The 20,812-nt window shown below is 64.3% G+C and carries 22 protein-coding genes, 1 tRNA gene and 1 pseudogene; 14 read left to right on the top strand and 10 right to left on the bottom strand.

The features are described 5' to 3' along the window. Window positions 1–15: 15 nt before the first annotated feature. Together Y958_RS20800 and Y958_RS20795 are read left to right on the top strand one after the other, a co-directional pair. Window positions 16–882, top strand: a complete 867-nt coding sequence (locus Y958_RS20800) for a substrate-binding periplasmic protein (protein ID WP_186291378.1) — start codon at window positions 16–18, stop codon at window positions 880–882. A 106-nt stretch (window positions 883–988) separates the two neighbouring features. Then, window positions 989–1,786 carry a crotonase/enoyl-CoA hydratase family protein gene (locus Y958_RS20795; RefSeq protein WP_088873776.1) on the top strand — a complete coding sequence of 266 codons (798 nt, stop codon included), beginning with the start codon at window positions 989–991 and terminating at the stop codon, window positions 1,784–1,786. Here Y958_RS20795 and gcvA read toward each other — a convergent pair whose 3' ends face one another. The 4 genes from gcvA to Y958_RS32055 all read right to left on the bottom strand — a co-directional run bounded on the left by gcvA (window position 1,787) and on the right by Y958_RS32055 (window position 5,076). Continuing rightward, complete coding sequence (gene gcvA, locus Y958_RS20790; protein ID WP_088873775.1) at window positions 1,787–2,692, bottom strand: transcriptional regulator GcvA; 906 nt, start codon at window positions 2,690–2,692, stop codon at window positions 1,787–1,789. It lies immediately after the preceding gene. An 80-nt stretch (window positions 2,693–2,772) separates the two neighbouring features. After that, on the bottom strand, window positions 2,773–4,056 hold the full coding sequence (gene murA, locus Y958_RS20785; protein WP_088873774.1) for a UDP-N-acetylglucosamine 1-carboxyvinyltransferase: 1,284 nt from the start codon (window positions 4,054–4,056) through the stop codon (window positions 2,773–2,775). A gap of 142 nt (window positions 4,057–4,198) precedes the next feature. Continuing rightward, window positions 4,199–4,753 carry a dCTP deaminase gene (gene dcd / locus Y958_RS20780; protein ID WP_088873773.1) on the bottom strand — a complete coding sequence of 185 codons (555 nt, stop codon included), beginning with the start codon at window positions 4,751–4,753 and terminating at the stop codon, window positions 4,199–4,201. A 167-nt stretch (window positions 4,754–4,920) separates the two neighbouring features. Beyond that, window positions 4,921–5,076 carry a hypothetical protein gene (locus tag Y958_RS32055; RefSeq protein ID WP_186291377.1) on the bottom strand — a complete coding sequence of 52 codons (156 nt, stop codon included), beginning with the start codon at window positions 5,074–5,076 and terminating at the stop codon, window positions 4,921–4,923. Between the two features lie 223 nt (window positions 5,077–5,299). On the opposite strand from Y958_RS32055, the gene Y958_RS20775 reads away from it, so the two are divergent. From Y958_RS20775 to Y958_RS20765, 3 genes are all read left to right on the top strand, one after another. Next, window positions 5,300–5,374 (top strand) — tRNA-Thr (locus Y958_RS20775). A 247-nt stretch (window positions 5,375–5,621) separates the two neighbouring features. Further along, window positions 5,622–7,031 (top strand): DUF2252 domain-containing protein, encoded by a 1,410-nt coding sequence (locus tag Y958_RS20770; RefSeq protein WP_088874132.1) that lies wholly within the window; start codon window positions 5,622–5,624, stop codon window positions 7,029–7,031. 310 nt (window positions 7,032–7,341) lie between these two features. After that, complete coding sequence (locus tag Y958_RS20765; protein WP_088873772.1) at window positions 7,342–9,750, top strand: TonB-dependent receptor; 2,409 nt, start codon at window positions 7,342–7,344, stop codon at window positions 9,748–9,750. Between the two features lie 57 nt (window positions 9,751–9,807). Here Y958_RS20765 and Y958_RS20760 read toward each other — a convergent pair whose 3' ends face one another. Next, the gene (locus Y958_RS20760) at window positions 9,808–10,812 is read right to left on the bottom strand and encodes a helix-turn-helix transcriptional regulator (protein WP_088873771.1); all 1,005 of its coding nucleotides are present in this window, start codon (window positions 10,810–10,812) and stop codon (window positions 9,808–9,810) included. 108 nt (window positions 10,813–10,920) lie between these two features. On the opposite strand from Y958_RS20760, the gene Y958_RS20755 reads away from it, so the two are divergent. From Y958_RS20755 to Y958_RS20745, 3 genes are all read left to right on the top strand, one after another. Continuing rightward, on the top strand, window positions 10,921–11,559 hold the full coding sequence (locus Y958_RS20755) for a hypothetical protein (RefSeq protein ID WP_088873770.1): 639 nt from the start codon (window positions 10,921–10,923) through the stop codon (window positions 11,557–11,559). Window positions 11,560–11,648: 89 nt separating this feature from the next. Next, the gene (locus Y958_RS20750) at window positions 11,649–12,599 is read left to right on the top strand and encodes an NIPSNAP family protein (RefSeq protein ID WP_088873769.1); all 951 of its coding nucleotides are present in this window, start codon (window positions 11,649–11,651) and stop codon (window positions 12,597–12,599) included. A 201-nt stretch (window positions 12,600–12,800) separates the two neighbouring features. Continuing rightward, complete coding sequence (locus tag Y958_RS20745; RefSeq protein WP_088873768.1) at window positions 12,801–13,058, top strand: hypothetical protein; 258 nt, start codon at window positions 12,801–12,803, stop codon at window positions 13,056–13,058. A gap of 18 nt (window positions 13,059–13,076) precedes the next feature. Here the strand turns inward: Y958_RS20745 and Y958_RS20740 are convergent, their stop codons facing one another. Next, complete coding sequence (locus Y958_RS20740) at window positions 13,077–13,616, bottom strand: hypothetical protein (RefSeq protein WP_088873767.1); 540 nt, start codon at window positions 13,614–13,616, stop codon at window positions 13,077–13,079. 501 nt (window positions 13,617–14,117) lie between these two features. On the opposite strand from Y958_RS20740, the gene Y958_RS20735 reads away from it, so the two are divergent. Next, entirely contained in the window at window positions 14,118–14,522 is a 405-nt protein-coding gene (locus tag Y958_RS20735) for a hypothetical protein (RefSeq protein WP_040843005.1), read from the top strand. Between the two features lie 20 nt (window positions 14,523–14,542). On the opposite strand, the gene Y958_RS20730 is transcribed toward Y958_RS20735, so the two are convergent. Further along, entirely contained in the window at window positions 14,543–15,016 is a 474-nt protein-coding gene (locus Y958_RS20730) for a helix-turn-helix domain-containing protein (RefSeq protein WP_186291376.1), read from the bottom strand. A 589-nt stretch (window positions 15,017–15,605) separates the two neighbouring features. Between Y958_RS20730 and Y958_RS32050 the strand changes: the two genes are divergently transcribed. Further along, on the top strand, window positions 15,606–16,088 hold the full coding sequence (locus Y958_RS32050; RefSeq protein WP_186291486.1) for a hypothetical protein: 483 nt from the start codon (window positions 15,606–15,608) through the stop codon (window positions 16,086–16,088). A gap of 326 nt (window positions 16,089–16,414) precedes the next feature. On the opposite strand, the pseudogene Y958_RS33090 reads toward Y958_RS32050, so the two are convergent. From Y958_RS33090 to Y958_RS20715, 3 genes and pseudogenes are all read right to left on the bottom strand, one after another. After that, window positions 16,415–16,710: pseudogene (locus Y958_RS33090) on the bottom strand (helix-turn-helix domain-containing protein); the annotation flags it as partial. 210 nt (window positions 16,711–16,920) lie between these two features. Further along, window positions 16,921–17,616 carry a hypothetical protein gene (locus Y958_RS31530; RefSeq protein ID WP_145727660.1) on the bottom strand — a complete coding sequence of 232 codons (696 nt, stop codon included), beginning with the start codon at window positions 17,614–17,616 and terminating at the stop codon, window positions 16,921–16,923. 13 nt (window positions 17,617–17,629) lie between these two features. Further along, a complete protein-coding gene (locus Y958_RS20715) occupies window positions 17,630–17,884 on the bottom strand; it encodes a hypothetical protein (protein ID WP_088873764.1) in 255 nt (84 codons plus the stop codon). Between the two features lie 564 nt (window positions 17,885–18,448). On the opposite strand from Y958_RS20715, the gene Y958_RS20710 reads away from it, so the two are divergent. From Y958_RS20710 to Y958_RS20695, 4 genes are read left to right on the top strand one after another with little or no spacing between them, the layout of a single operon-like run. Further along, on the top strand, window positions 18,449–19,177 hold the full coding sequence (locus Y958_RS20710; protein WP_145727661.1) for a hypothetical protein: 729 nt from the start codon (window positions 18,449–18,451) through the stop codon (window positions 19,175–19,177). Window positions 19,178–19,214: 37 nt separating this feature from the next. Then, window positions 19,215–19,484, top strand: coding sequence for an Rmf/CrpP family protein (locus Y958_RS33085; protein WP_088873762.1), 270 nt, complete (start codon window positions 19,215–19,217; stop codon window positions 19,482–19,484). Window positions 19,485–19,523: 39 nt separating this feature from the next. Beyond that, window positions 19,524–19,898: a hypothetical protein gene (locus tag Y958_RS20700; protein WP_244909487.1), complete on the top strand. Its 375-nt coding sequence runs from the start codon at window positions 19,524–19,526 to the stop codon at window positions 19,896–19,898. Further along, window positions 19,882–20,784, top strand: a complete 903-nt coding sequence (locus tag Y958_RS20695; RefSeq protein WP_244909486.1) for a TIR domain-containing protein — start codon at window positions 19,882–19,884, stop codon at window positions 20,782–20,784. Before Y958_RS20700 ends, Y958_RS20695 begins: the two co-directional genes overlap by 17 nt. Window positions 20,785–20,812 lie beyond the last annotated feature (28 nt).

Below are 20,812 nucleotides of genomic sequence, written 5' to 3'. Positions count from 1 at the left end.
GGCCTGGACAGGCGCATGTTCATTCGGGCCATGTCGGGCGGCGCCGCGCTGGCCGTGGCCGCCGGGCGTGTCTCCGCCCTGCGGGCCATGCCTGAGGATACGGGCGCAGAGGCGGGACCAGTGCGCTTCCTGCTGTCCGCCCTGCCCCTGTGGACGGAAGGGGAGGGGGATGGCGCGACCGGCCCCATGCCCGACATGGCCAGGGCGATCTTGCGTCGTGCCGGCCAGCCCGGCCACCTGGAAGTGATGCCGCAGCTGCGCCTGTATGACGAACTGATGCGGGCGGGGACGGTGGTGTTCGCCCTGTCCGACAATCATCCGCCCGACAGTCGGCTGTCAGGCACCCAACTGCCGGGCACCAAGCTGCCGGACGCCCCGGGCGCGGGCCGCGAGGGGATGCCCGCCATCGTCTTCGTCCCCCTGGCGCCGGTGCTGCAGATGCCGTTGGCGGTGGTGGCCCGCGCCGGCACACGGCTGGCCAGCCCGGAGGACGTGAGGGCTTTGGGTCCCGTGGCCAGTACCCGCACCACCGGCGGCAGCGTCGCCCGGCTCATGGACCGGCTGGGCGTTCCCCTGGTGCCGGCCCCCTCGCTGGAGAGTGCCCTGCGCATGCTGCGCGCCGGTCGGGTCAATGGCGTGGTGGGGGCGGAGGTCATGCTGGACGCGTTGATCAGCCGCCTGGGACTGGCCGATGAGCTGGGCAGCAAATGGCGGGTGGGCGTCATGGAGGGATGGCTCAGCTGCTCCCGCGACGCGGCTGCCACCAAGGCGGCGCAGGATTTGCGACGGGCGGCGGACGAGTTACGTGCCGAGGGGGTGTTCGACCAAATCGTGGAACGGTATTTGGGCGTGCCCGTCCAGCCCGCAGGTCCGGTGCCCTGATTTCACTCAGGTGAGTTTTGCTCATGTGAGGGTGCGAAAGGCGCGTTTGTCCGGGCTGTAAGGAAACGGGAACAGTGGGCGCCTCTTCCCTCGCAAAGGTGTCCCCATGACCACCCCCGTCCTGTTGCGCACCGTCGATGATGACGGCATCACCACCCTGACCCTGAATCGTCCGGAAAAGCTGAACGCCCTCAGCTACGCCCTGGTCGACGCCCTGCTGAAGGCGTTGGAGGAGATGGAGGGCGACGATGCGGTCCGCGCCGTCATCCTGACGGGTGCCGGCGACCGCGCCTTCTCCGCCGGCGGGGACATTCCGGAGTTCGCCGGCAGCGTGCGCCTGGGCGCGGCGGTGGCGGTTCGTGACTTCGTGCGTCGGGGCCAGGCCTTGACCAGCCGCATCGAGGCCTACTCCAAACCCATCATCGTCGCCGTCAACGGCCTGGCTTATGGCGGCGGATGTGAGATCACGGAGGCGGCGCCCCTGGCGGTGGCCAGCGACCGCGCCCTGTTCGCCAAGCCGGAGATCAAACTGGCGATGCCGCCCACCTTCGGCGGGACCCAGCGCCTGCCGCGTCTGGCGGGGCGCAAGCGGGCGCTCGACCTGCTGTTGACCGGCGACAGCTTCACCGCTGAGCGGGCGCTGGAGTTGGGGCTGGTCAACCGGGTGGTGCCGCATGATCAACTCATGCCGGCCGCCCGTGACCTCGCCCACCGCATCATCCGTCATGCGCCCGGTGCGGTTGCCGCCATCCTGGCCGCCGTTACACGCGGGGTGAATATGCCGATCGCGGAGGGCCTAGCGGCCGAAAGCGCCGCCTTCGCCGCCCTTGTCCCCGGCCACGACCTGGAGGAAGGGCTGGACGCCTGGATCTCACGCCGTCCCGCCGTTTACACCGGCACCTGACTACACGGTCGGGGACGCGGCCAGCTCCGCCTTGATCCAGGCGCGGAAGGCCGCCACCTCCGGCCGGTTGCGGCCGGCCCGGCTGGTGATCAGCCAGTAGCCGGTGCGGATGGGCCTGGGCGGGCCCAGCACGGCCACCAGGCGGCCGGTGGCCAGGTCGGTATCCACCAGGGGCAGGCGGCCCATGGCCACGCCCAGGCCGCTGGCAGCCGCCTCCAGCGCCATGTGCACGGTGTCGAACCGCGCGCCGCCGGTCAGGGCGCTGATATCCATCCCGGTCGGCACCGCCCAGGCTGCCCACTCCTCCGTCACGCTGTCGACATGCAGCAGGGGCACCGAGTTAAGGTCGGCTGGGGCGGTTACGCGTGCCGCCAGGGTGGGGGCGCAGACCGGTATCAATGCCTCCCGCACCAGGCAGGCGGCGTACAAGTCTGCACCCTCGTCGGGTCGCCAGTCGTCCTGGCGCATGCGAATGGCCACGTCCACGCCGTCGCGCGGCAGGTCCGCCGGGCGCTGGCTCGTGTCCAGGGTCAGGGTGATGTCCGGGTGCTGGTCGCGGAAGCGGGGCAGGCGTGGCACCAGCCAGCGCAGGCCGAAGGTGGGCGCCACGCTGACCGCCAGCCGGCCGCTGGGCGCGCGCCCGGGCAAGGCGGACGTGGCCACGGCCAGCCGTTCCAGCATGCCGCGCACCTCGGGCAAATAGGCCGCGCCGGCCGGCGTCAAGGCCAGGCTGCGGTGCCCCCGTGTGAACAGCGGCGTGCCCAGCCAATCCTCCAGCGTCTGCAGGGCATGGCTGACGGCGCTGGGGGTCAGGTTCAATTCCTCCGCCGCCTGCTTGAAGCTGAGATGGCGGCCCGCCGCCTCGAAAGGGCGCAGGGTACTCAGCGGTGGCAGGTGGTAGGGCATGGCGGCGGCTCATCCATTTTCGGATGAGAATAGTTCATCCGAGGGGCGGGACGCCACCGCCCCCACGGATTCCCTCCGGCTTAATCGCCCTTCAGGCGCTCCATCTGGGCGCCGCAGGCGTTCAGCTTGTCCTCGATACGCTCATAGCCGCGATCCAAGTGGTAGATGCGGTTGACTGTCGTTTCGCCCTGGGCGGCCAGTCCGGCCAGCACCAGCGAGACCGAAGCGCGCAGGTCCGTCGCCATCACCGGCGCGCCGGTCAGGCGCGGCACGCCACGCACCAGGGCGGACGAGCCGTGGACCGTGATGTTGGCGCCCATGCGCGCCAGTTCCGGCACATGCATGAAGCGGTTCTCGAAGATGGTCTCGGTGATCATCGAGGCGCCCTTGGCCGTGCACATCAGCGCCATCATCTGCGCCTGCAGGTCGGTGGGGAAGCCGGGGAAGGGCTCCGTCATCACGTCCACGCCCAGCACCTCGCCATTGGCGCGGCGCACCTTGAAGCCGGTGTCGGTGGGGGTGAAGACCACCTCTGCGCCGGTCAGGGCTGTGGCCACGGCCTGGATGTGCTCCAGCTCGCCGCCCACCAGTTCGAGTTCACCACCGGTGATGGCGGCCGCCATGACATAGGTGCCGGTCTCGATGCGGTCGGACACGATGCGGTGGCGGGCGCCGTGCAGCGACGGCTTGCCCACGATGTGCAGGCGGTCGGTGCCGATGCCGCTGATTTCGGCGCCCATGGCCACCAGGCAGTGGGCCAGGTCGGTGATCTCCGGCTCACGCGCGGCGTTGATCAGGACGGTCTCGCCCTTGGCCAGGCAGGCGGCCATCAGCAGGTTCTCGGTGGCGCCCACCGACACCTGGGGGAAGACGAACTCCGCCCCCCGCAGCCCCTCGGGGGCGGAGGCGTGGATATAGCCGGCCTCAAGCTCGATTTTGGCGCCCATGGCCTGCAGCCCCTTGATGTGCAGGTCGACGGGGCGGGTGCCGATGGCGCAGCCGCCGGGCAGCGACACCTTGGCCTGACCGAAGCGGGCCACCAGGGGCCCCAGCACCAGCACGCTGGCGCGCATCTTGCGCACCAGGTCGTAGGGCGCCTCGGTGGAGGTGATGGTGGTCGCGGTCAGGTTCACCGCGCGCTGGGCGCAGGAGGTGGCGCCACCCTCGTACACCATGTCCACACCGTGCTGGGCCAGCAGGTTGGCCATGGTGGTGATGTCGGCCAGGTGGGGCAGATTGTCCAGCGTCAGCGTCCCCTCGGTCAGGAGGCAGGCGGCCATCAGCGGCAGGGCCGCGTTCTTGGCGCCGCTGATGCGGATGCTGCCGTTCAGCGGCGCGCCGCCGCGTATGCGTAACTTGTCCATGGGGAAAGGGCCGATCGGTTCGAACGTGCCGGTCTTGAGCCCCGTCTCGGGAGCGGTGCCGGCTGAAAGGGTGATGGCGGAGGGGTATGGCGGAATTGGGGCGGCGGCGGTCCGCCGCCTGGAAATCAATGTGGGTCGCGACTCACAAGCGCGGCAGGGTCACGCCGCGCTGGCCCATGTATTTGCCCGAGCGATCAGCGTAGGACGTCTCGCAGATGGTGTCGCCCTTCAGGAACAGGAACTGGCATAGGCCCTCATTGGCGTAGACCTTGGCGGGCAGCGGCGTGGTGTTGCTGATCTCAAGCGTCACGTGGCCCTCCCACTCCGGCTCCAGCGGCGTGACGTTCACGATCAGGCCGCAGCGGGCGTAGGTGCTCTTGCCCAGGCAGATCACCAGCACGTCACGGGGCACCCGGAAATATTCCACCGTGCGCGCCAGCGCGAAGCTGTTGGGCGGGATGACGCAGACGTCGGTCTTGCGGTCCACGAAGCTGGCGTCGTCGAACCGCTTGGGGTCGACGATGGCGCTGTCGACGTTGGTGAAAATCTTGAACTCGTCCGCCACCCGCGCGTCATAGCCGTAGGAGGAGAGGCCGTAGGAGATGACGCCCTCGCGCTTCTGCGCCTCCACGAACGGTTCGATCATGCCCCGGTTCTGCGCCATGTCGCGGATCCAGGTGTCGGGCATGATGGCCATGGGCGTCGCTCCTGCGGTCGGGGGTCGATGGGATATGCACTAACGGTGCGCTTTCCCTTCTTAGACCCTCCCCGTCCGCCGCTCAAGGTGACTCTGACGCCTGCCTGGCGGGGATACGCACCAGGAATGGGCGCGGGCCTGCGGCCGTACCCACCACATCTGGGGGTTCACTCGGTCTCGGCCGCCGGGGCGTCGGCGGCGTCCTCTCTCTCGCGCGACTGTACCTTGCGGCGGCGCAGGTTTTCGCGCAGGGCGGCGGCCAGGCGTTCCTCCCGGGTCATGGTCTTGTCGGCGCCGGGTTTCGCGGGCGGCTTGTCGGTCATGGGGCGGTGTTACTCCTAAGGGGCCGGGCTGGAGGTGGCTGCCCTGGCCTTTGCCCTATCGCGGGGTCCCGAAAATAGGCGCAGAATGGCGGCACGCCAAGGGCTTCGGCCCCGTGGACCGTCAGCGCCTGGACCCTGCCGATCAAAATTCTTTCATTTTCTTCGCTCAAAAGGCTTGCATCCCCTCCGCCCCTGTGGCAATTACCCCGCCCACCGGACGGGCGCTGCCGTAGCTCAGTGGTAGAGCACTCCCTTGGTAAGGGAGAGGTCGAGAGTTCAATCCTCTCTGGCAGCACCATCCGAACCTTCCTTAAAATCAGATACTTAAGCCCGCATCGCCCGCTGGAGCGAAGGTGCGGCCTTTCGTCGTTTTCCATGAACAATCATGGAACGGCACCGGTATCCTGATGGAAAATCCGTGCACCGGTGAGTCCCTGGCCATGGCGCCGGGAGTTCACAGCGGTGCCATAATCGCTTCCGACACTTCGGACGTTCCCCGGCGGCACCTGCCGCTTTCCCGAGCCTTCATCCGCCCGGAGACATCCATGCCCGATCTCGCCGCCCTGCGCGCCCTGCCCGCCGACAAGCGTAAGGAGGCCGGCAAGGCCCTGCGCGACGCCGCCCCCCGTTCCGGCAATGCGGCCCTGCCGCCGCTGAAGGACCGGGGCGATCCTATTGCGCTGCTGGTGGCGACCTCCGCCACGCGCATCCAGTCGCTGCTGCCCGTGCGCTGGGCCCGCATGGTGGCCAGTCCCTTCACCTTCCTGCGCGGGGCGGCGGCGGTCATGGCCCGCGACCTGGCCCAGTTGCCCGTCAGCGGCATTCGCGTCCAAGCCTCCGGCGACTGCCATCTGATGAACTTCGGCATCTACGCCAGCCCCGAAGGCCGGCCCGTCTTCGATCTCAACGACTTTGACGAGACGCTGTCGGCGCCCTTTGAATGGGATGTGAAGCGGCTCGCCGCTTCGCTGGTGCTGGCGGCACGGGACGCGGGGCATACGCCTGGTGCTGCCAAGGACATGGCGCGCGCCGCCGTCACCGCCTATCGCCTGCGCATGGGGGAACTGGCGGGGCTGGATCCCTTGACGGCATGGTCCAGCCGGGTGGACATCACCGCCATGGTCCAGGGCATCAACGATGAGGCCACGCGCGCCAAGGAGATGGACCTGTTGGCCAAGGCGGCCGCCACCCCGTCCGCCGGCGACGATTTTCCCCGCCTGGCCCAGGGCGACGGAAGCCAGGCCCGCATCCGTGATGCCCCACCGTTGATCTATCATTTTGACGAAGAGACGGACCGCCAGGGCCAGGCGGCACTGCGCGCCCGCGCGCTGTTCACCCGTTACCGGGACACCTTGCCTGAGGAACGCCGTTTCCTCATCGACCGTTATCAGCTGGCCGACGTGGCCTTCAAGGTCGTAGGCGTGGGCTCCGTCGGCACCTTCTGCGCCATCGGCCTGTTCGTCGACCCTGACGGACACCCCTTGTTCCTGCAGGTGAAGGAGGCGACCGCGTCGGTGCTGGCGCCCTATGCCGGCGCGTCGCCTTACGCCAACCAGGGCCAGCGGGTGGTGGTGGGCCAGCGGACCCTGCAGACGGTCAGCGACGGGTTCCTGGGGTGGGCGGCGGATGAGGCCGGACGCCAATTCTATATCCGCCAGTTGAAGGACCGGCGGCTGGCGTCGGCCAGCACGCTGATGGAGGATGACCGGCTGGATTTCTACGCCACCCTGTGCGGCGCTACGCTGGCGCGCGCCCACGCCCGTTCCGGTGACGCGGCGTTGATCGCGGGCTACCTCGGCAATTCCGGAACTTTCGACGACGCGGTGGCGGATTTTGCCGCCGGTTATGCCGAGATCAGCGCCGCGGATCATGGCGCGTTGAAACAGGCCGTGGCCGATGGCCGGCTGGAGGTGGCGGATCTGCCGCGCAAGGCCAAGGGGAAAAAGGCGGGATGACCGGCGCCTGTCGCTTCCAATTCGGCAACCATCGCGTTTTTGCCCCGATTCGCCTTTTCCGTGCGACGGGCCTGGCTTGCAGGTGCGACAATTTGCCTGACCGGACGGTCAGAAAACAGTCACAAAACCTGACCATTTGATCAAGTTCTGGGCGAATTCGCCACCGCGAAGCGCAAAGGACGTACGGCAACCGACCTTTTCTTCCAACGCCTTGAAACTGCAACACTCCAATGTTAGTGCAGATGCACAAACATTGGTTGGCGGCCTCTTGGGAAGCAGGGCGCCGGTAGGAAAAGATCGGGGGATTCTCATGACGACTTTCACGCCGGGCGGCGTCGCCGCCCGCGAACGCTTGCGCCTGCGCCGCATCCTGCTGGCGGGTGCCGCCCTCAACGTGATGGTGTGCGGGGGCGCCATGGCGCAGGAGGCCTCGTCGGCCGGCGACGTGGAAACCATCCTGATCACCGGCGGCCGCCCCGTGAGCGCCACCGGCCAGATCACGATGCAGGAGGCGCCGAAGTCCGCGTCTTCCGTCACGCAGAAGTTCATCCAGGACCAGCCCGCGGCGGCCAACCCCTTCCAGCTGATCAACCTGGCGCCGGGCGTGAACTCCAACGGCCGTGACGCCACCGGCACCGGCCGTGGCGCCATCTCCGTCCGCGGCTTCCAATCCAACCAGATCGGCCTGATCCTGGACGGCGTGCCGGTCAACGACAGCGGCACCTTCAACGTCTACCCGCAGGAATACATCGACGCCGAGAACCTGTCCCAGGTCTACATCATGCAGGGTGCCGGTGACGCCGACACGCCCAACGTGGGTGAGACGGGCGGCAACATCGGCATGGTCATTCAAAAGCCGTCCGACGATTTCCATGTGACGCTGCAGCAGGCGCTGGGCGACAACAACCTGCGCCGCGAGTTCGTGCGCGTGGATACGGGCGACCTCGGCTTCCGCACCAAGGCCTTCATCTCCTACTCCAATGCCGAGGTGGACGTGTGGCGTGGCGAGGGCACGACCAAGCGCCAGCATGTCGACGCCTCCATCGCGCACGACATCGGTGACAGCAGCCGCATCGCGCTCAGCGCCTTCTACAACACGGCCGAAACCTATTCGTACCAGGCACTGACCAAGGCGCAGATCGCCCAGTACGGCTATGACTTCAACTTCGCCACCGCCTTCGCCCCCACCGCCCCGGCGGCGACCGGCACGGTGCAGAACGACAACAACGGGCCGCTGCTGACCCAGCGCTCCAACTACTACAAGCTGGCGACCAACCCGTTCGAAAACCTGGTGGTGTCGGTGAAGGGCAACTTCGCCCTGACCGACAACCTGCGCCTCGATGTCCAGCCCTATCTCTGGTACGGCTTCGGCGGCGGCGGCACCGCCGGCTATTTCTCCGAAACCAACGCGGCGCAGTTCGGCGTTCCGGGTCAGGCGTTCAAGGGCATCGACCTGAACGGCGATCACGACACGCTGGACAACAAGCTGTTCTACAACCTCTTCGCCCAGCAGCAGATGCGCCCGGGCTTCGTCACCCGTGGCAAGTGGACCTATGGCCACAATGAGCTGGTGGTGGGCTTCCAGTACGAAACTGGCAAGCTGCGCGAATGGAAGCCGCTGCTGTCGGTTGACCCCAATGGCAATCCCGTCAGCCTGTGGCCCGACCTCTACAACGAGCATGTGTTCCGCGCCGACGGCAGCGTCGTCCGTACCCAGGACCAGAAGACGACGACGGAAGTGGTGCGCCCCTTCGTGGTCGACACCCTGAACCTGTTCGATGACAAGCTGGCGCTCAGCGTCGGCCTGCAGCATTCGCAGATCAACCGCGGCGGCATCAACTATCTGCCGCTCAGCCTGCGCACCGCGAACGCCAACGCCATCGCGCCGACCCATCCGGAACTGGACCAGGGCAAATTTGTGCCCAGCGCCGGCGCCGTCTACCATATCGACGACAGCAACCAGATCTTCGCGTCGGCCACGCAGACCTTCCGCGCCACCGACAATTCCGCGCTGTACACGCCGGGCGTGAACCTCTCTACCATTCAGCCGGAAACCACCGTGGATCTGGAGGCGGGCTACCGCTACGCCGGGGAATGGTTCATCAGCTCTGTCACCGTGTTCAACACCAACTACTCCAACCGGCAGCAGTCGCTGTTCGACGTGACCGCCAACACCACGGTGTCGAAGAACATCGGCGGCGTCATCATCAAGGGCCTGGAGGCCGAGGTCGGCACCAAGCCCATCGACGGCTTCTCCGCCTATATGTCCACCGCCTATACCCAGAGCCACCTGAAGAACGACCTGTATGTCGGTCTGGCCAACGGCTCGACGGTGCCCTTGCCCACGGCGGGCAAGCAGCTGACGGACACGCCGGAATGGCTGGTTTCCGGACTGCTGCGGTATGAGCGGGACAGCTATTTCGCCCAGATCCAGGGCAAGTACACGGCCCACCGCTTCAGCACCCTGACCAATGATGAAGAGGTGCCGTCGTTCTACACCTTCGACGTCGCGGCCGGGTACACCCTGCCGGAAGCGCTGACCGGACGGTTCGCGACCAAGCTGGTGCTGTCGGTCACCAACCTGTTCGACAAGCGCTACCTGGGCGGCATCAATTTCGGCAATAACGCCCAGCCCTACAACGGCGTCGCGGCTAATCTGCCCAGCTATCAGCCGGCGCCGCCGCGCTTCATCTCCGCCAAGATGACGGTCACCTACTGATCGTGGGGGCATAAGTCTGGAAGGGGCACCGGTGGCGACGCCGGTGCTCTTTTCCTTTCAGGGCGCGGCATAGCGGCGGTGCAGCTCTGCCGCCATTTCCCCCATATGGGCGCGCAGTGTCGGTGGGCCCAGGACCTCCACCGTCAGGCCCAGGCCCAGCAACTGGCGGGCGGTCCATTCCACTGCCTCCAGGGGGATGTCGGCCTCGGCCCAGCCATCGGCGTCGGCCGGCAACAGGGTGGCGGTGATGCGCTCGTTGAAGGCCGGGCCCAAATTGCGCAGGGATTTCAGGCCGGCCGCCGTGGCCTTCACCCGCGCCGTGCCGGTGTACAAACCGGCCTCGAAGCTTTGCAACGATTCCTGCCAATGGGCCGGCAGGTTGAAATCCGCCGGCCGGGGGAAGCGCCGGTCCAGCACGGTGTGGGCCAGGATGTTGGAAACGCGGTAGGTGCGCGGGCCGCCCGCCGGCTTGCCGGCCTTCGTCTGCGCCGTCTCCATGTGGGACTGGGCCACCAGGTACCAGACGCCCCCTTTCAGGACCAGCCCCAGCGGTTCCACCGTGCGCTCCACGATGCCGGCCCAGCGTTCATAGCGCATGCGGATGACCTGCTCGTTCCACACCGCCCGGGCGATGTCGGGCAGGATGTCGACCTTGCCCGGTTCCTGGAACCAGCCCACCGGATCCAGGTGGATGCGGGCGTTCAGGCGCGAGGCCGTCTGGCGCCCCGGTTCGGGCAGGGCCGCCAACAGCTTCAGCTGGGCGGCGGCCAGGGTGTCGCCCAGGCCCAGTTCCGCCGCCGGCCCCGGCAGGCCCGCCAGGAACAGGCTCTCCGCCTCCTGCGCCGTCATGCCGGTCAGACGGGTGCGGTAGCCATCCAGCAGCTGGAATCCGCCGGTGCGGCCCCGGTCGCCGTAAACGGGGACGCCGGCGGCACTCAGATCGTCGATGTCCCGATAGATGGTGCGGACAGTGACCTCAAGCTCATCGGCCAGGGCCTGGGCGGTCTGGCGACCCCGAGTCTGAAGCAGCATGAGCAGGGAAAGAAGACGGCTGGCGCGCATGAATTTCAAACTAGCAGATTATACCTGACAAAGGATGTCATGTTTTGTCCGGTAAAGTGCGTTCACCGGACAAATCGCCCGGTTTTCCCGTCGCGGAGGACCGTTTCCATGCACGACACCAGCACCCTTACCCCCACCCGCCGAGCCGCCCTGCTGGGTGCCGGCCTCATGGCCTTCGCCGCCCCGGCACGGGCGGAGCACTTGCCCACCGTCGACCGCCGCCCGACCGATCCGGACCAGCCGGATCTGCTCACGGGCGGTCCGGGGGCAGGCGATTTCGACTTCCTGGCTGGCCGCTGGTCGGTACTGAGCCGCCGCCGGCTGAACCGCTGGGTGGGCGATGACCGCTGGGACGAGGCGCGGGCCAGCGCCCACGGGCAAGTCATGCTGGGCGGCCTGGCCTGCCTGGACGAACTGGAACTGCCGGCTCCGGCGGACCGGCCCGGTGCCGCCGTCACCTTCCGCCTGTACGACCCGGCGGCCCGGCACTGGGCCTTTCATCGGGTGGACGGGCGCACCGGCACCCTGCAGGCCCCCCTGATCGGCCGTTTCACCGGCGGCCTGTTCGCCGGCCGTCGGGGTGACTTTCGCGGCCAGGATTTCGATCCGCTGTTGGGTCGGCCGGTTCAGGCGCGGGTGATCTGGTCGCGCATCACCACCTCCTCCGCCCTGTGGGAGCAGGCGTGGTCGGCCGATGAGGGCCGCAGCTGGGAAACCAATTGGACCCTGGCCTTCACCCGCGCTTGAAGGGGCGCGCTTGAAGGGGCTTGACCTCAACTTTGCTTGAGGTTTTAGCGTGACCGACAGCTCAAACGACAAGAATAAGGAAAACCACCATGAGACTGCAGACCGCCGTATTGCTGGCCCTGACCCTGTTGGTCGGCGCCGGCGTGGCCGACCGGGCGCTGGCCTGGCCGCCCGACCTGATGCCGGCCGACGCCCTACCCCTGAAGGTGGCGCTGCGGGCGGAGGCACCGGTGCCGAAGGCCAAGGTTTCGCCGGTCACCGGCCCCGCCGCCGCCTGCTGCGCTGTTCTGGAACTGCGTCAGTACACCCTGAAGCCCGGCCAGCGGGACGCCTTGATCGACCTGTTCGACCGCTATTTCCGGACAGGGCAGGAGGCGGCGGGTCTGCGGGTGGTGGGCCAGTTCCGCGACCTGGACGATCCCGACCGCTTCGTCTGGCTGCGGGGCTTCCCTGACATGTCGGCCCGCGCCACCGGCTTGGCCGCCTTCTATGGCGGACCCGTATGGCAGGCGTACCGCGAGGCTGCGAACGCCACCATGCTGGATTCCGACAACGTCCTGCTGCTCCGGCCGGCAATCGCGGGTTCAGGCTTCGCCGATGTCACGCCGGTGCCGCCAGCGGTGACGCCCGGCCCAGCGCCCCCCCTACCGCCCGCGCCGGCGCCGTCCGGCGCGCCGCCGGCAGGGCACGGCATGTTGGTCGCCACCCTGTACTACCCGTTCCCGGCCCATGACGCGGCAGCGGCCCAGGATTTGGCCGACGCCTTCGCCCGCGACGGGGGGCCGGCTTTGGCGGCGGCGGGCGGTCCCGTCCTGGCGGCCTTCGTCACCAATCCTGAACCTAACAATTTCCCCCGCCTGCCGGTGCGGGAGGGGGAGGCGGTGTTCATCACCTTCCAGGCATTCGCCGACGCGGCGGCCTACGATCGCTATCGCGCCCATGTCGGGACGCCCTGGTGGCGCGGGCATGTGCTGAAAGGCGCGCCTGAGGTCCGCCGTTTGGCCCCCACTTCCGGATCCCGGTGGCAAGGGCCCTTCTGACCAATGTCTAGGGCCCCGGGCCACCTTTTAGGGGCCTTGGCCTGCGGCGGGCGAGCCCGGACAGTGATGGTGACAGATGATGTCTATCGTCCTTGCCGGGAGGCCAAGATGGAACGGTCCACACTCCAGTCCGCGTCATCCCTTCAGAGCGTGTCTCCTGAGGTCGTGCGGAGACGCCGGCACTGGTTGAAGCCTCTGGTGATGGGAGCGGGCATTTTGGGCGCCGGGCTGCTGCTCAGCGCCTGCGCCACCCAGCCACCGCCCATGGCGGGCCGTGAGTTGCCGGGCTTCCTCTATGGCTTGCTGCACGGACTGATCGCGCCTTTCAGTTTCCTCTACAGCTTGATTTCCGATACGCGGGTCTACGCCTATCCCAACCCCGGCCGCTGGTACGATTTCGGCTTCCTACTGGGGGTCAGCGCCTGGGGCAGCGGCGGCACCACCGTGGTGCGCCGTTGAGATCCCATCCGGCGCGACTCAGGGTGGCGCCATTCCGATGGCGGGAGTGGCCGGGTAGCGGGGCGGCAGGGCGCGGATGGGAATGTCCGCTGCCGGCGAGGGCGCCGGGCTGAAAGGCGGCACCAGGGCTAGGCCCCTTTCCAGCGTCCATAGCGCCGCTTCGCGGCTGTCGCCCGCTTCCTCGGCCAGGCCAGCCCGGGCCAGCACGTCTGCCTGTTTCAGCAGGCTGGTCGCCGCCTCCATGCGCACGCGTAAGGTGGCGGCCGGGCGCAAGTCCACTTCCCGCACCTGGCCGTGGGCCTCCAGTGTCGCTTCCAGCCGGCCTATGCCTTCCAGCGCCTGCTCCAGTGCGGGCGCCGCCGTTTCCAACAACTCGTCACGGGCCTCTTGGCCGTGACCCTGATCCAGCCGCCGGCTGGCCAAGCGGACGCTGAGCGCTGCGTGCGCCAGATGGCGCGCCAGGGTTGGAATTTGAGCGGCCAGGGGCGGCATGGCCAAGCCACGCGCGGGCGGGGCGGCGGCGATGGGAACAGGCGGCGCGGATGACGCGGACGACATGGGGGCAGGCTCCGTCGTTGACTGTCAAAAGGAACCCCGGGGCGGTGGCGGCCGATCGGCGCCTGCCCACCCCGGGGAGGGGGCGACCCGCCCGGGGAGGGGCAGGGGCGGATCGCCATCGCCGGGCGGCGCCGATGGGGAAGCGCCGGCCGGTGAGGATTACCCTGGCAGGAGAAAAATACCCCGTCAAGGAAATTCGGGTAAAAATGCCCTAATCGCGGAATGTTCTCCTGTCTGCTCCGTCCGCGGCGCATCGGCCACCGCTTGACCACTCCCCATCAAAATGAGAACGTATAGAGAACATATAGCAAGCACGCCGAAAGGCATTCTAGGCCTTGTGGCGCACGTTAACCGGGAGTTTCGGCCAAAGATTTATCGAGGACGTACGATTTGCAGGGCTTGGCGCTTGGGCTGTCCCATTGGGGCAGATCTGGGCCGGGCCAGTATTAGGGAACGGCATCCCGGAACAGGATCGGGGCCATTGCGGGATAGAGGAGTGGAATGTCCGGTCGCGTGTCGCAGCGGCGTTTGCCCCTGGCTGGGGAGGTTTATCCCGGCACGCCTGAGGTGCCGCCCCTTGGGCGGCGCCTGCGGGTCATTGTGGGCGGCGTGCCGGTCGTGGCGGTGGTCAGCGATGCCTGGCCGTGGACCCTGCTGTCGCTGACCCGGCACCGGCAGGTGGACATGGTGCCATCCTTGCACCAGGTGGCCGGGGGCGCGGCCATCGCCGCCGATGCCTGGGTCGCATTGGAGACAGCCACAGTCCCGAACGGTCTGCGCGTGCGCCTCTATCTGGTGGACGCCTTGCCGGCCGATTCGGCGGCTATGGCGGAGGCAAACGACCGCCCGGCCGATATGCTGCTCAGCCGCGACCTGGCCGCCTGCCTGGGATGGGCGTCATGCTGACGGCCGGCGCCGCAAACGCCTCAGCGCTGGGCGATCTCGCGTTCGATCTTCAGCTTTTCCAGGTCCAACTGGAACAGGCGCACCAACTGAGCGGCCAAGTCCAGGTCGCCCTGACGGTAGGCCGCCCGCACCTTGTCCAGCACGGCGTCCAGCACCGCGTGTTCCGGCAACGGCGGCGGTTCCTGCCCGGCATAGGGGATAGGGGGCGGAGTGGCGAGACGGCCAGCCTCGTCGCCCGAGTCGCTGCCCAATCGGCTCTCGCCGATCAAATCCTCGATTCGGCAGCCCAGGCCGCGCGCGATCTTGTAGATGGTATCGGCGCGGGGGGAGGCGGACTTGCCGTACATGATGCCTTTGATGGTGCCTTCGTTCAGGCCGGCCGCCCGTTCGAACTCCGCATAGCCCAGGTTCAGCGCCGACAGGCGACGGCCCAGCCGCTCAGCCAATGGGCTGGGCGCGGCGGCGTTCAGGATGACTTTGGCGGCGGTGGTCATGTGGGGAAATTTACCCTGAGGCGGAAGCGGCGTCGTGGGGGAATTATACCCTGGAAAACGGGAGAAATTTACCCTATCCTTGGCGGTATGACCAGGGGCTAACATCCCTTTTCATAGAAATCCAGATTGATCAAGGAAAGGCAGACTGGTTGCGAATTACGTCAACAAATTCGCGTGCGAGAAAATATTGATCTATTTCCAGTAAGTTATCAAGAATCTCCAGGTTTCCGACCCGAGTTCGGCATCGGGTTGCGCAAGGGACAGCTGCCCGGCCGGTTCCGGGGAAGGCCAGGGCATGCCCGGCCGGACGAAGGGGACATCCATCATCGCACCTCGGGTCTTTGTGCCGGAGAGATTTATGTCCGAATTCGAGGTCGGCGGCCGATACATCGTGTTTGGGACCTGGAAGGCTGACCAGAATGCTTGGACCTCGAAGGACGGGAAGTCATCCATCCTGTTTCGAAACTTAAAAATGATAGCGTATCAGAAGGCCCAATTCTGTCGTATCGATTTGCCAGTTGAAGGTGAGGACGAGGAAGTTTAAATGCGGGGTGAATGCAATCCATTACCCAACGATTAAGGGCCCTATATGTCTGACGTGATCCAATTTTTCCTCAAGATGGCCGCTGGCTTCGACGAGAGGGCCGTTGAGCCCCCGTATCTCGTTCAATTTGGTATCGAGCGAGCAAGACTTTCTGACGCTCGCGAAAAGGCTGAACGACTAGTCACCCAGCTGTATAAGCATCGGAATTTCAAGAATGGTTCCCATGCAGCTCAATTCTCGATCGCGGATGCAGTCCTGGCCAATGGGCACACGGACCAACGTATTCAGCAGATGCTCGCCCTGCTGATTGTCCACCTCGCCACGGACTCCCAGCAGAAGCTGGACACCATCGCTGCTGGGGCCGACAAAGTTGGGTACGTCATGTCGCTGTCTGATGATTCTCTGCGGGCCATGGAGCAGACCGACGGAACGGACGAAGATTTTGAGAGTGTCGCCAGTGGAATGCTGGCTGAGGGTAACTCGCCCTTCAAATTCAAATTTGTCGCTCTGTCGTCAGCCATTTCGTGATTGGCGAGCCGCTGTCCCACGGTGCCTTTAGATTGTACAGAGACGGTTATCCTCTGACAGTCGCCCCGTCTGGTGAGGTTATCAGGCGGCGGGTTGAGGTTTGCTTCGGGCGCCTCCTTCTGTGGCTTGGGGATACCGTCGCGGAAGGCCTGGAGGGGCGTACGTCCCTTCATGGCGCGCCCCTGGTGGGGCGCTTGGTATTGTGGACGACCAGGTATTGGTCGAGCACGCCCTGCATCTCTTCGATGGTATCGAACCAGGTGCGGCGGCGTCGGCCGCGGAAGAGTTCGCCCAGCAGCGTGCGGTGCAGGCGCTCGACGATGCCGCAGTTCCTGGGCCACCCGCAGGGAGCCGTGGCAGGGATGGGCCAGGGCGTGATCTGGTACCGCCGTTTCCACCTCCGCCGACACGCGGTTGGGATGGGGGCCGCGCGGGCCGGGCGGACGGTCGATCAGGCCGTCCGCCCCAAAGGTCTGATAGCTCCGCGCATCTCGTAGAACTGCTGTCGGCTGTAGCCCATCACTTTGCAGACTTTGCAGACTTTGCCGAGGTCGGACGCAAGTTCAAGCAGGCTCAGCTTACGGCGTGCTACCTTCTGTGCCGTCTTCTGTGCCGTGGTCATGTCGCTCTCCGGTCTCTGGGTTGATGTTGCTAGCAACTCCATCAAACCCCACCAGAGATAGCATGGCCACACCGGCCCCCGCGGTGGCCGGTGTGGCCGGGACTGTCAGGTCAATACTCTCTCAGCACAAACTGATCATCAGCACCGGCGCTTATGCCGTGCCGCCTGGCACACGTTCGAGATCGCCAGAGATTTCATTAATAAACTCACTCAGAATCCTTTCGCGCCCTTCTGCCTATCGATTGCGGCCTTGTCCTTCTTGATTTTGGCCTCAACGGTCGGATTGATGAATTCAATCCGCGACATGTGCATATCTAGATAATAGAGCGACAATCTAAGGGTGCCCTGAGGAAAACTCCAATCACATTGCCTATTGTTAAAAATTAGACCGTATCCGCCATACGTATTTACGTATTCATCCCGATTTGGCTTGCCATACTTTCCTTCCATCATGTTTCTAATCGTTTCAAATTTTACAATGCTAAATCCGACATCGATGGAAGCTAATTTACCGTCATAATAATCATAATTAATGCGATCTATTTCAACGTCGCCAATTTTATATGATCCGAGAGAGCTTCTTGGATCTACGGCTTCCCGTTTCTCAGGGCATGCCAAGTAGCCGGATACTACTTCGTCATGGCAGCCTCTGATCCCGTAAGGGTCTTTGTTTCGCCAATCGGGAAATGACAACTCAATCGGCTCTCCCAGCGTATGGCCCCGGAATTCGAAGGTCTTGGCCATGGTGCTGTGGGTAAGCGCCAGGCCCGCGGCAAGGATTCCGATCCGGAGCACACTCTGAGCTGACATGGTTGTCCTGAATTTCATCGCGGAATCGAGATAGGCGCCGCCGGGCATATGGCAGGCTGCCTCCTCAAGTGGGGTGTTGTCGATCAACGGCTTCACGTGAGCGAAGCCGTCAGTGCCCTTCAGCCTGGCGGTTTCCAGCGGCTTCGGCGGCCTTCTGGCACATATAGAAGCCGTCTTTGGTGGTGCCGTAGTAGCGGCTGCCTTGGAGGTGATAGACGCCCGAGTTGGGGTTGACCCACACCACGGGCGACTTGCAGACCTTGGCTGCGGCGGCCGGGTCGGAATAGTGCTTGCCTTCAGCGGCTAGGGCAGCTGGGCTGACTAGAAGAGTGGTCATCAGAATGGCGGCAACGAGACGGCGCATTCGGGGAGCCCTTGCAGCTGGAAACTATCGCCTAAGCTTATAGATTGCGCGTTATGCGAGCAAGCTGCTGCGGCATGTGGGTAAAGATGTCGGCTTTGTCGCAGGGCAACGGTATCCTAGCAATGCCGCTAAGAACGTAGTGTGAACATCACGATTTGGTGTGGTATGCTCCGTTGCAATAACAAGATGGGGGCTCTGATCACTTCTTGATGGAGGATGCTCATGCCTGGTGAACCGATAGAGTTCGTTGGCCCCTATAGAGAAGCCCCCACGCTCCGCGAGCGTGAAGACATTCAGCGATTCATTGATGAGACAGGCCAACCAGAGGCTTGGCCCAAGCTGGCCAAGGGAAAGCCCGACTTAGCGCTGCGATGGGAGATCGTTCTTCAATTTGCGGTCAGGGCAGAGGTACGTCCTGAAGGGAAGCTCATTCCTTGCTGCCTTTGCGATGATAAGCCCAAGTTCCTTGAAGGGGCGTACATATGGGGAGTCGATGACGGTTCCCTTCGGTGCGTGGGGTGGTGTTGCGCTGGCAATCATTTTGGCGGTGTCCGGATGAGGCAGATGCAGCGCACCTTCCGCAATGCCCAGCGCTACGACCAGGCGGCGTTCTGGTTGATGGAGGCGGTCATACCGGTGGCAGAAGAACTGGTTGCGGACCTGAAAGCTCTGGAACCGGCGGTAAAGCACCTCACGCGGGAGCGGCAGGTGTTGCATCGGCTGCCGACGACTGAGGGGCTGCTGAAGAGGGCCTGTGAGCAGAACAATGGTCGGCTGACGGTGGAAGTCAAAGCCACGGGCGGAATGGTTCCTAGGCTTGGGCTTGCAGGATCGGGCGGTACCAGCAACTTCACGACTGTGGTTGTCGGTCAGCTACGGGGACAGGAGTTCGTCCGGGGTACGAAGGGCTGGCGCCAGCGGTGGGAACAGCTCCACAAGTGCGCCGCGTCGCTCATTTATTCCGACCCCGCTGTCGTTTGCACCTGGACCCGAAAGGAAGTGATGGACCTTTCCCGGCAGGCGGAGCGACTAATTCGCGAAGTTCCAAAGTTCTGGGCGGACCTGAAAAATGCGGCTGATTTCCTCTCCCAGGAAAACGCGCAGGAGATCCACCGTTGGTCCCAGCATCCGGACATGCCGCATCGCCTCTGGGTTCGGGTAGACAGCGGCCGAGCGCTTGGTTTGCATGCCAACGGGGAGCCCTTCGTGAAGATAAACCTGCGTTGCCCGCCCATGCCTGCGCTGTCCGGCAAGTGGGAGCAGCTTCGGGATATGACGAAGGTGGCTGCCTGAGGTTCTACGAGACGGTGAGTTTCAGCGGGAGGTCGATATGGACGAGCAGGCTGGGTATCGGGTGCGGCGCCGAAAGCATATGACGGCGGAGGAGCAGCAGGCCGCTGCGGCTGCGCGAAAGGCCAGTGGATGGCCTTTGCGGCTGGATATGCCGCCCACCCGTGCTGCGGGGGACAAAGCGTTCCATGACGGCGTTCGGCGGGAGGACTGTCCGCTTGAACGCGGTGGTGGCCGATCTGAGTGGTTACAGGGATGGGACGACGCGGCGGAGGCCCGGAGGAAGTGGGAGGAGGAAGCGTATCGCTAGACGGTGCGCGTTTTGTCCTGATGGGCAGGAAAGTCCGCTGTGTCTGCGAACAGCGCAACTAGGAGCAGGTGTTTCTATGGACCTCACTTCAATGATGGAAGGTTAATGATGGCATTCGAGATTAAGGGCTTAAACAAGGTGACTAACGACATGAAAGAGTTTCAGAAAGCTCTGTCTGAGTTGGATGGCGAAATTGGGACGGTAAAGTTCGACCCTGAAGATCCAGGTAGCATCGAAGTTGCTATCCAGGATATGGAGCATATAATTGAAGAGAAGCTTGGTAGATACTCTTCAAATCCATTTGCCGGACCAATGATGGACCAAATTAAGGAAACGATGAGGGATCAGATAATTCAGAAGGCGCAGGAAGTTAGAGATAATCAGGAAGAAGAGGAAGATGATGAGCGGCAATGACATATTTAAATCAATAAACAACGCCATTCTCGATCTTCAGGGCTCCAGTCTTCAATCTTATGAACGTCCTATTAAGAATATCGGCCGCCTCTTGCGAGATGACCAATTTAAGGAGGTGAATGCCCGTTTGACGAATGGCTTGGATCTGAAAAAATTTTTGGAAGAAAGTAAGAAGACCCAGGGAGGTATGGTTGGTACGGCTAAACTCCAATGGCCGGATGACCACGAGAAGACGCTGGGTCTTCAACTTCTTATGGTCGAGAGCCTTGCGGATGATCCAGAATCAATGATTCACATTAGTCATCAATTCTTTAGCGGCGGTTCAAAAATAATTAATGGCATTCACAATTTGACGAGACAGATAATTGTGCCATTCGCTAGAGATTACAAGGACTACGTTATGAGTAACGCGACCCATCAGCCGAAAATCCTGCTCCCGAAATCGGATAAGATATTTATTGTTCACGGTCATGATGTTGCTATCCGGGAATCCGTTGCTCGCTTCCTTGAGGGAGTTGGCTTCAGGCCAATTATACTTCATGAACAAGCGAATAAGGGACAGACGGTTATTGAGAAAGTTGAGGCCCACAGCGATGTTGGATTCGCTGTGGTTCTGCTGACGCCCGACGATGAGGGGTGCGTTAAGGATGGAGAGCTTGAGCCCCGCGCCCGCCAGAATGTTTTGCTGGAGCTGGGATATTTCATCGGCAAGCTGGGGAGATCTCGCGTCTGCGCCATAAAGAAGGGAGCGGTCTCCATCCCCAGTGATTTCGCTGGGGCATTATGGACGGAGTTTGATGCATCGGGCGCTTGGAAGCTGGCCCTCGGCAGAGAGCTTGCAGCTGCCGAATATGAGATCGACTGGAATAAGATAATGCGACGATAGCCTAGCAGGCTGTTGAACATTAACCACG

The sequence above is a fragment of the Nitrospirillum viridazoti CBAmc genome (assembly GCF_000730165.1).
GTDB classification, from domain to species: domain Bacteria; phylum Pseudomonadota; class Alphaproteobacteria; order Azospirillales; family Azospirillaceae; genus Nitrospirillum; species Nitrospirillum viridazoti.
The sequence above is the reverse complement of the archived record's forward strand: the minus strand, read 5'-3'. Positions and strand labels throughout refer to the sequence as shown.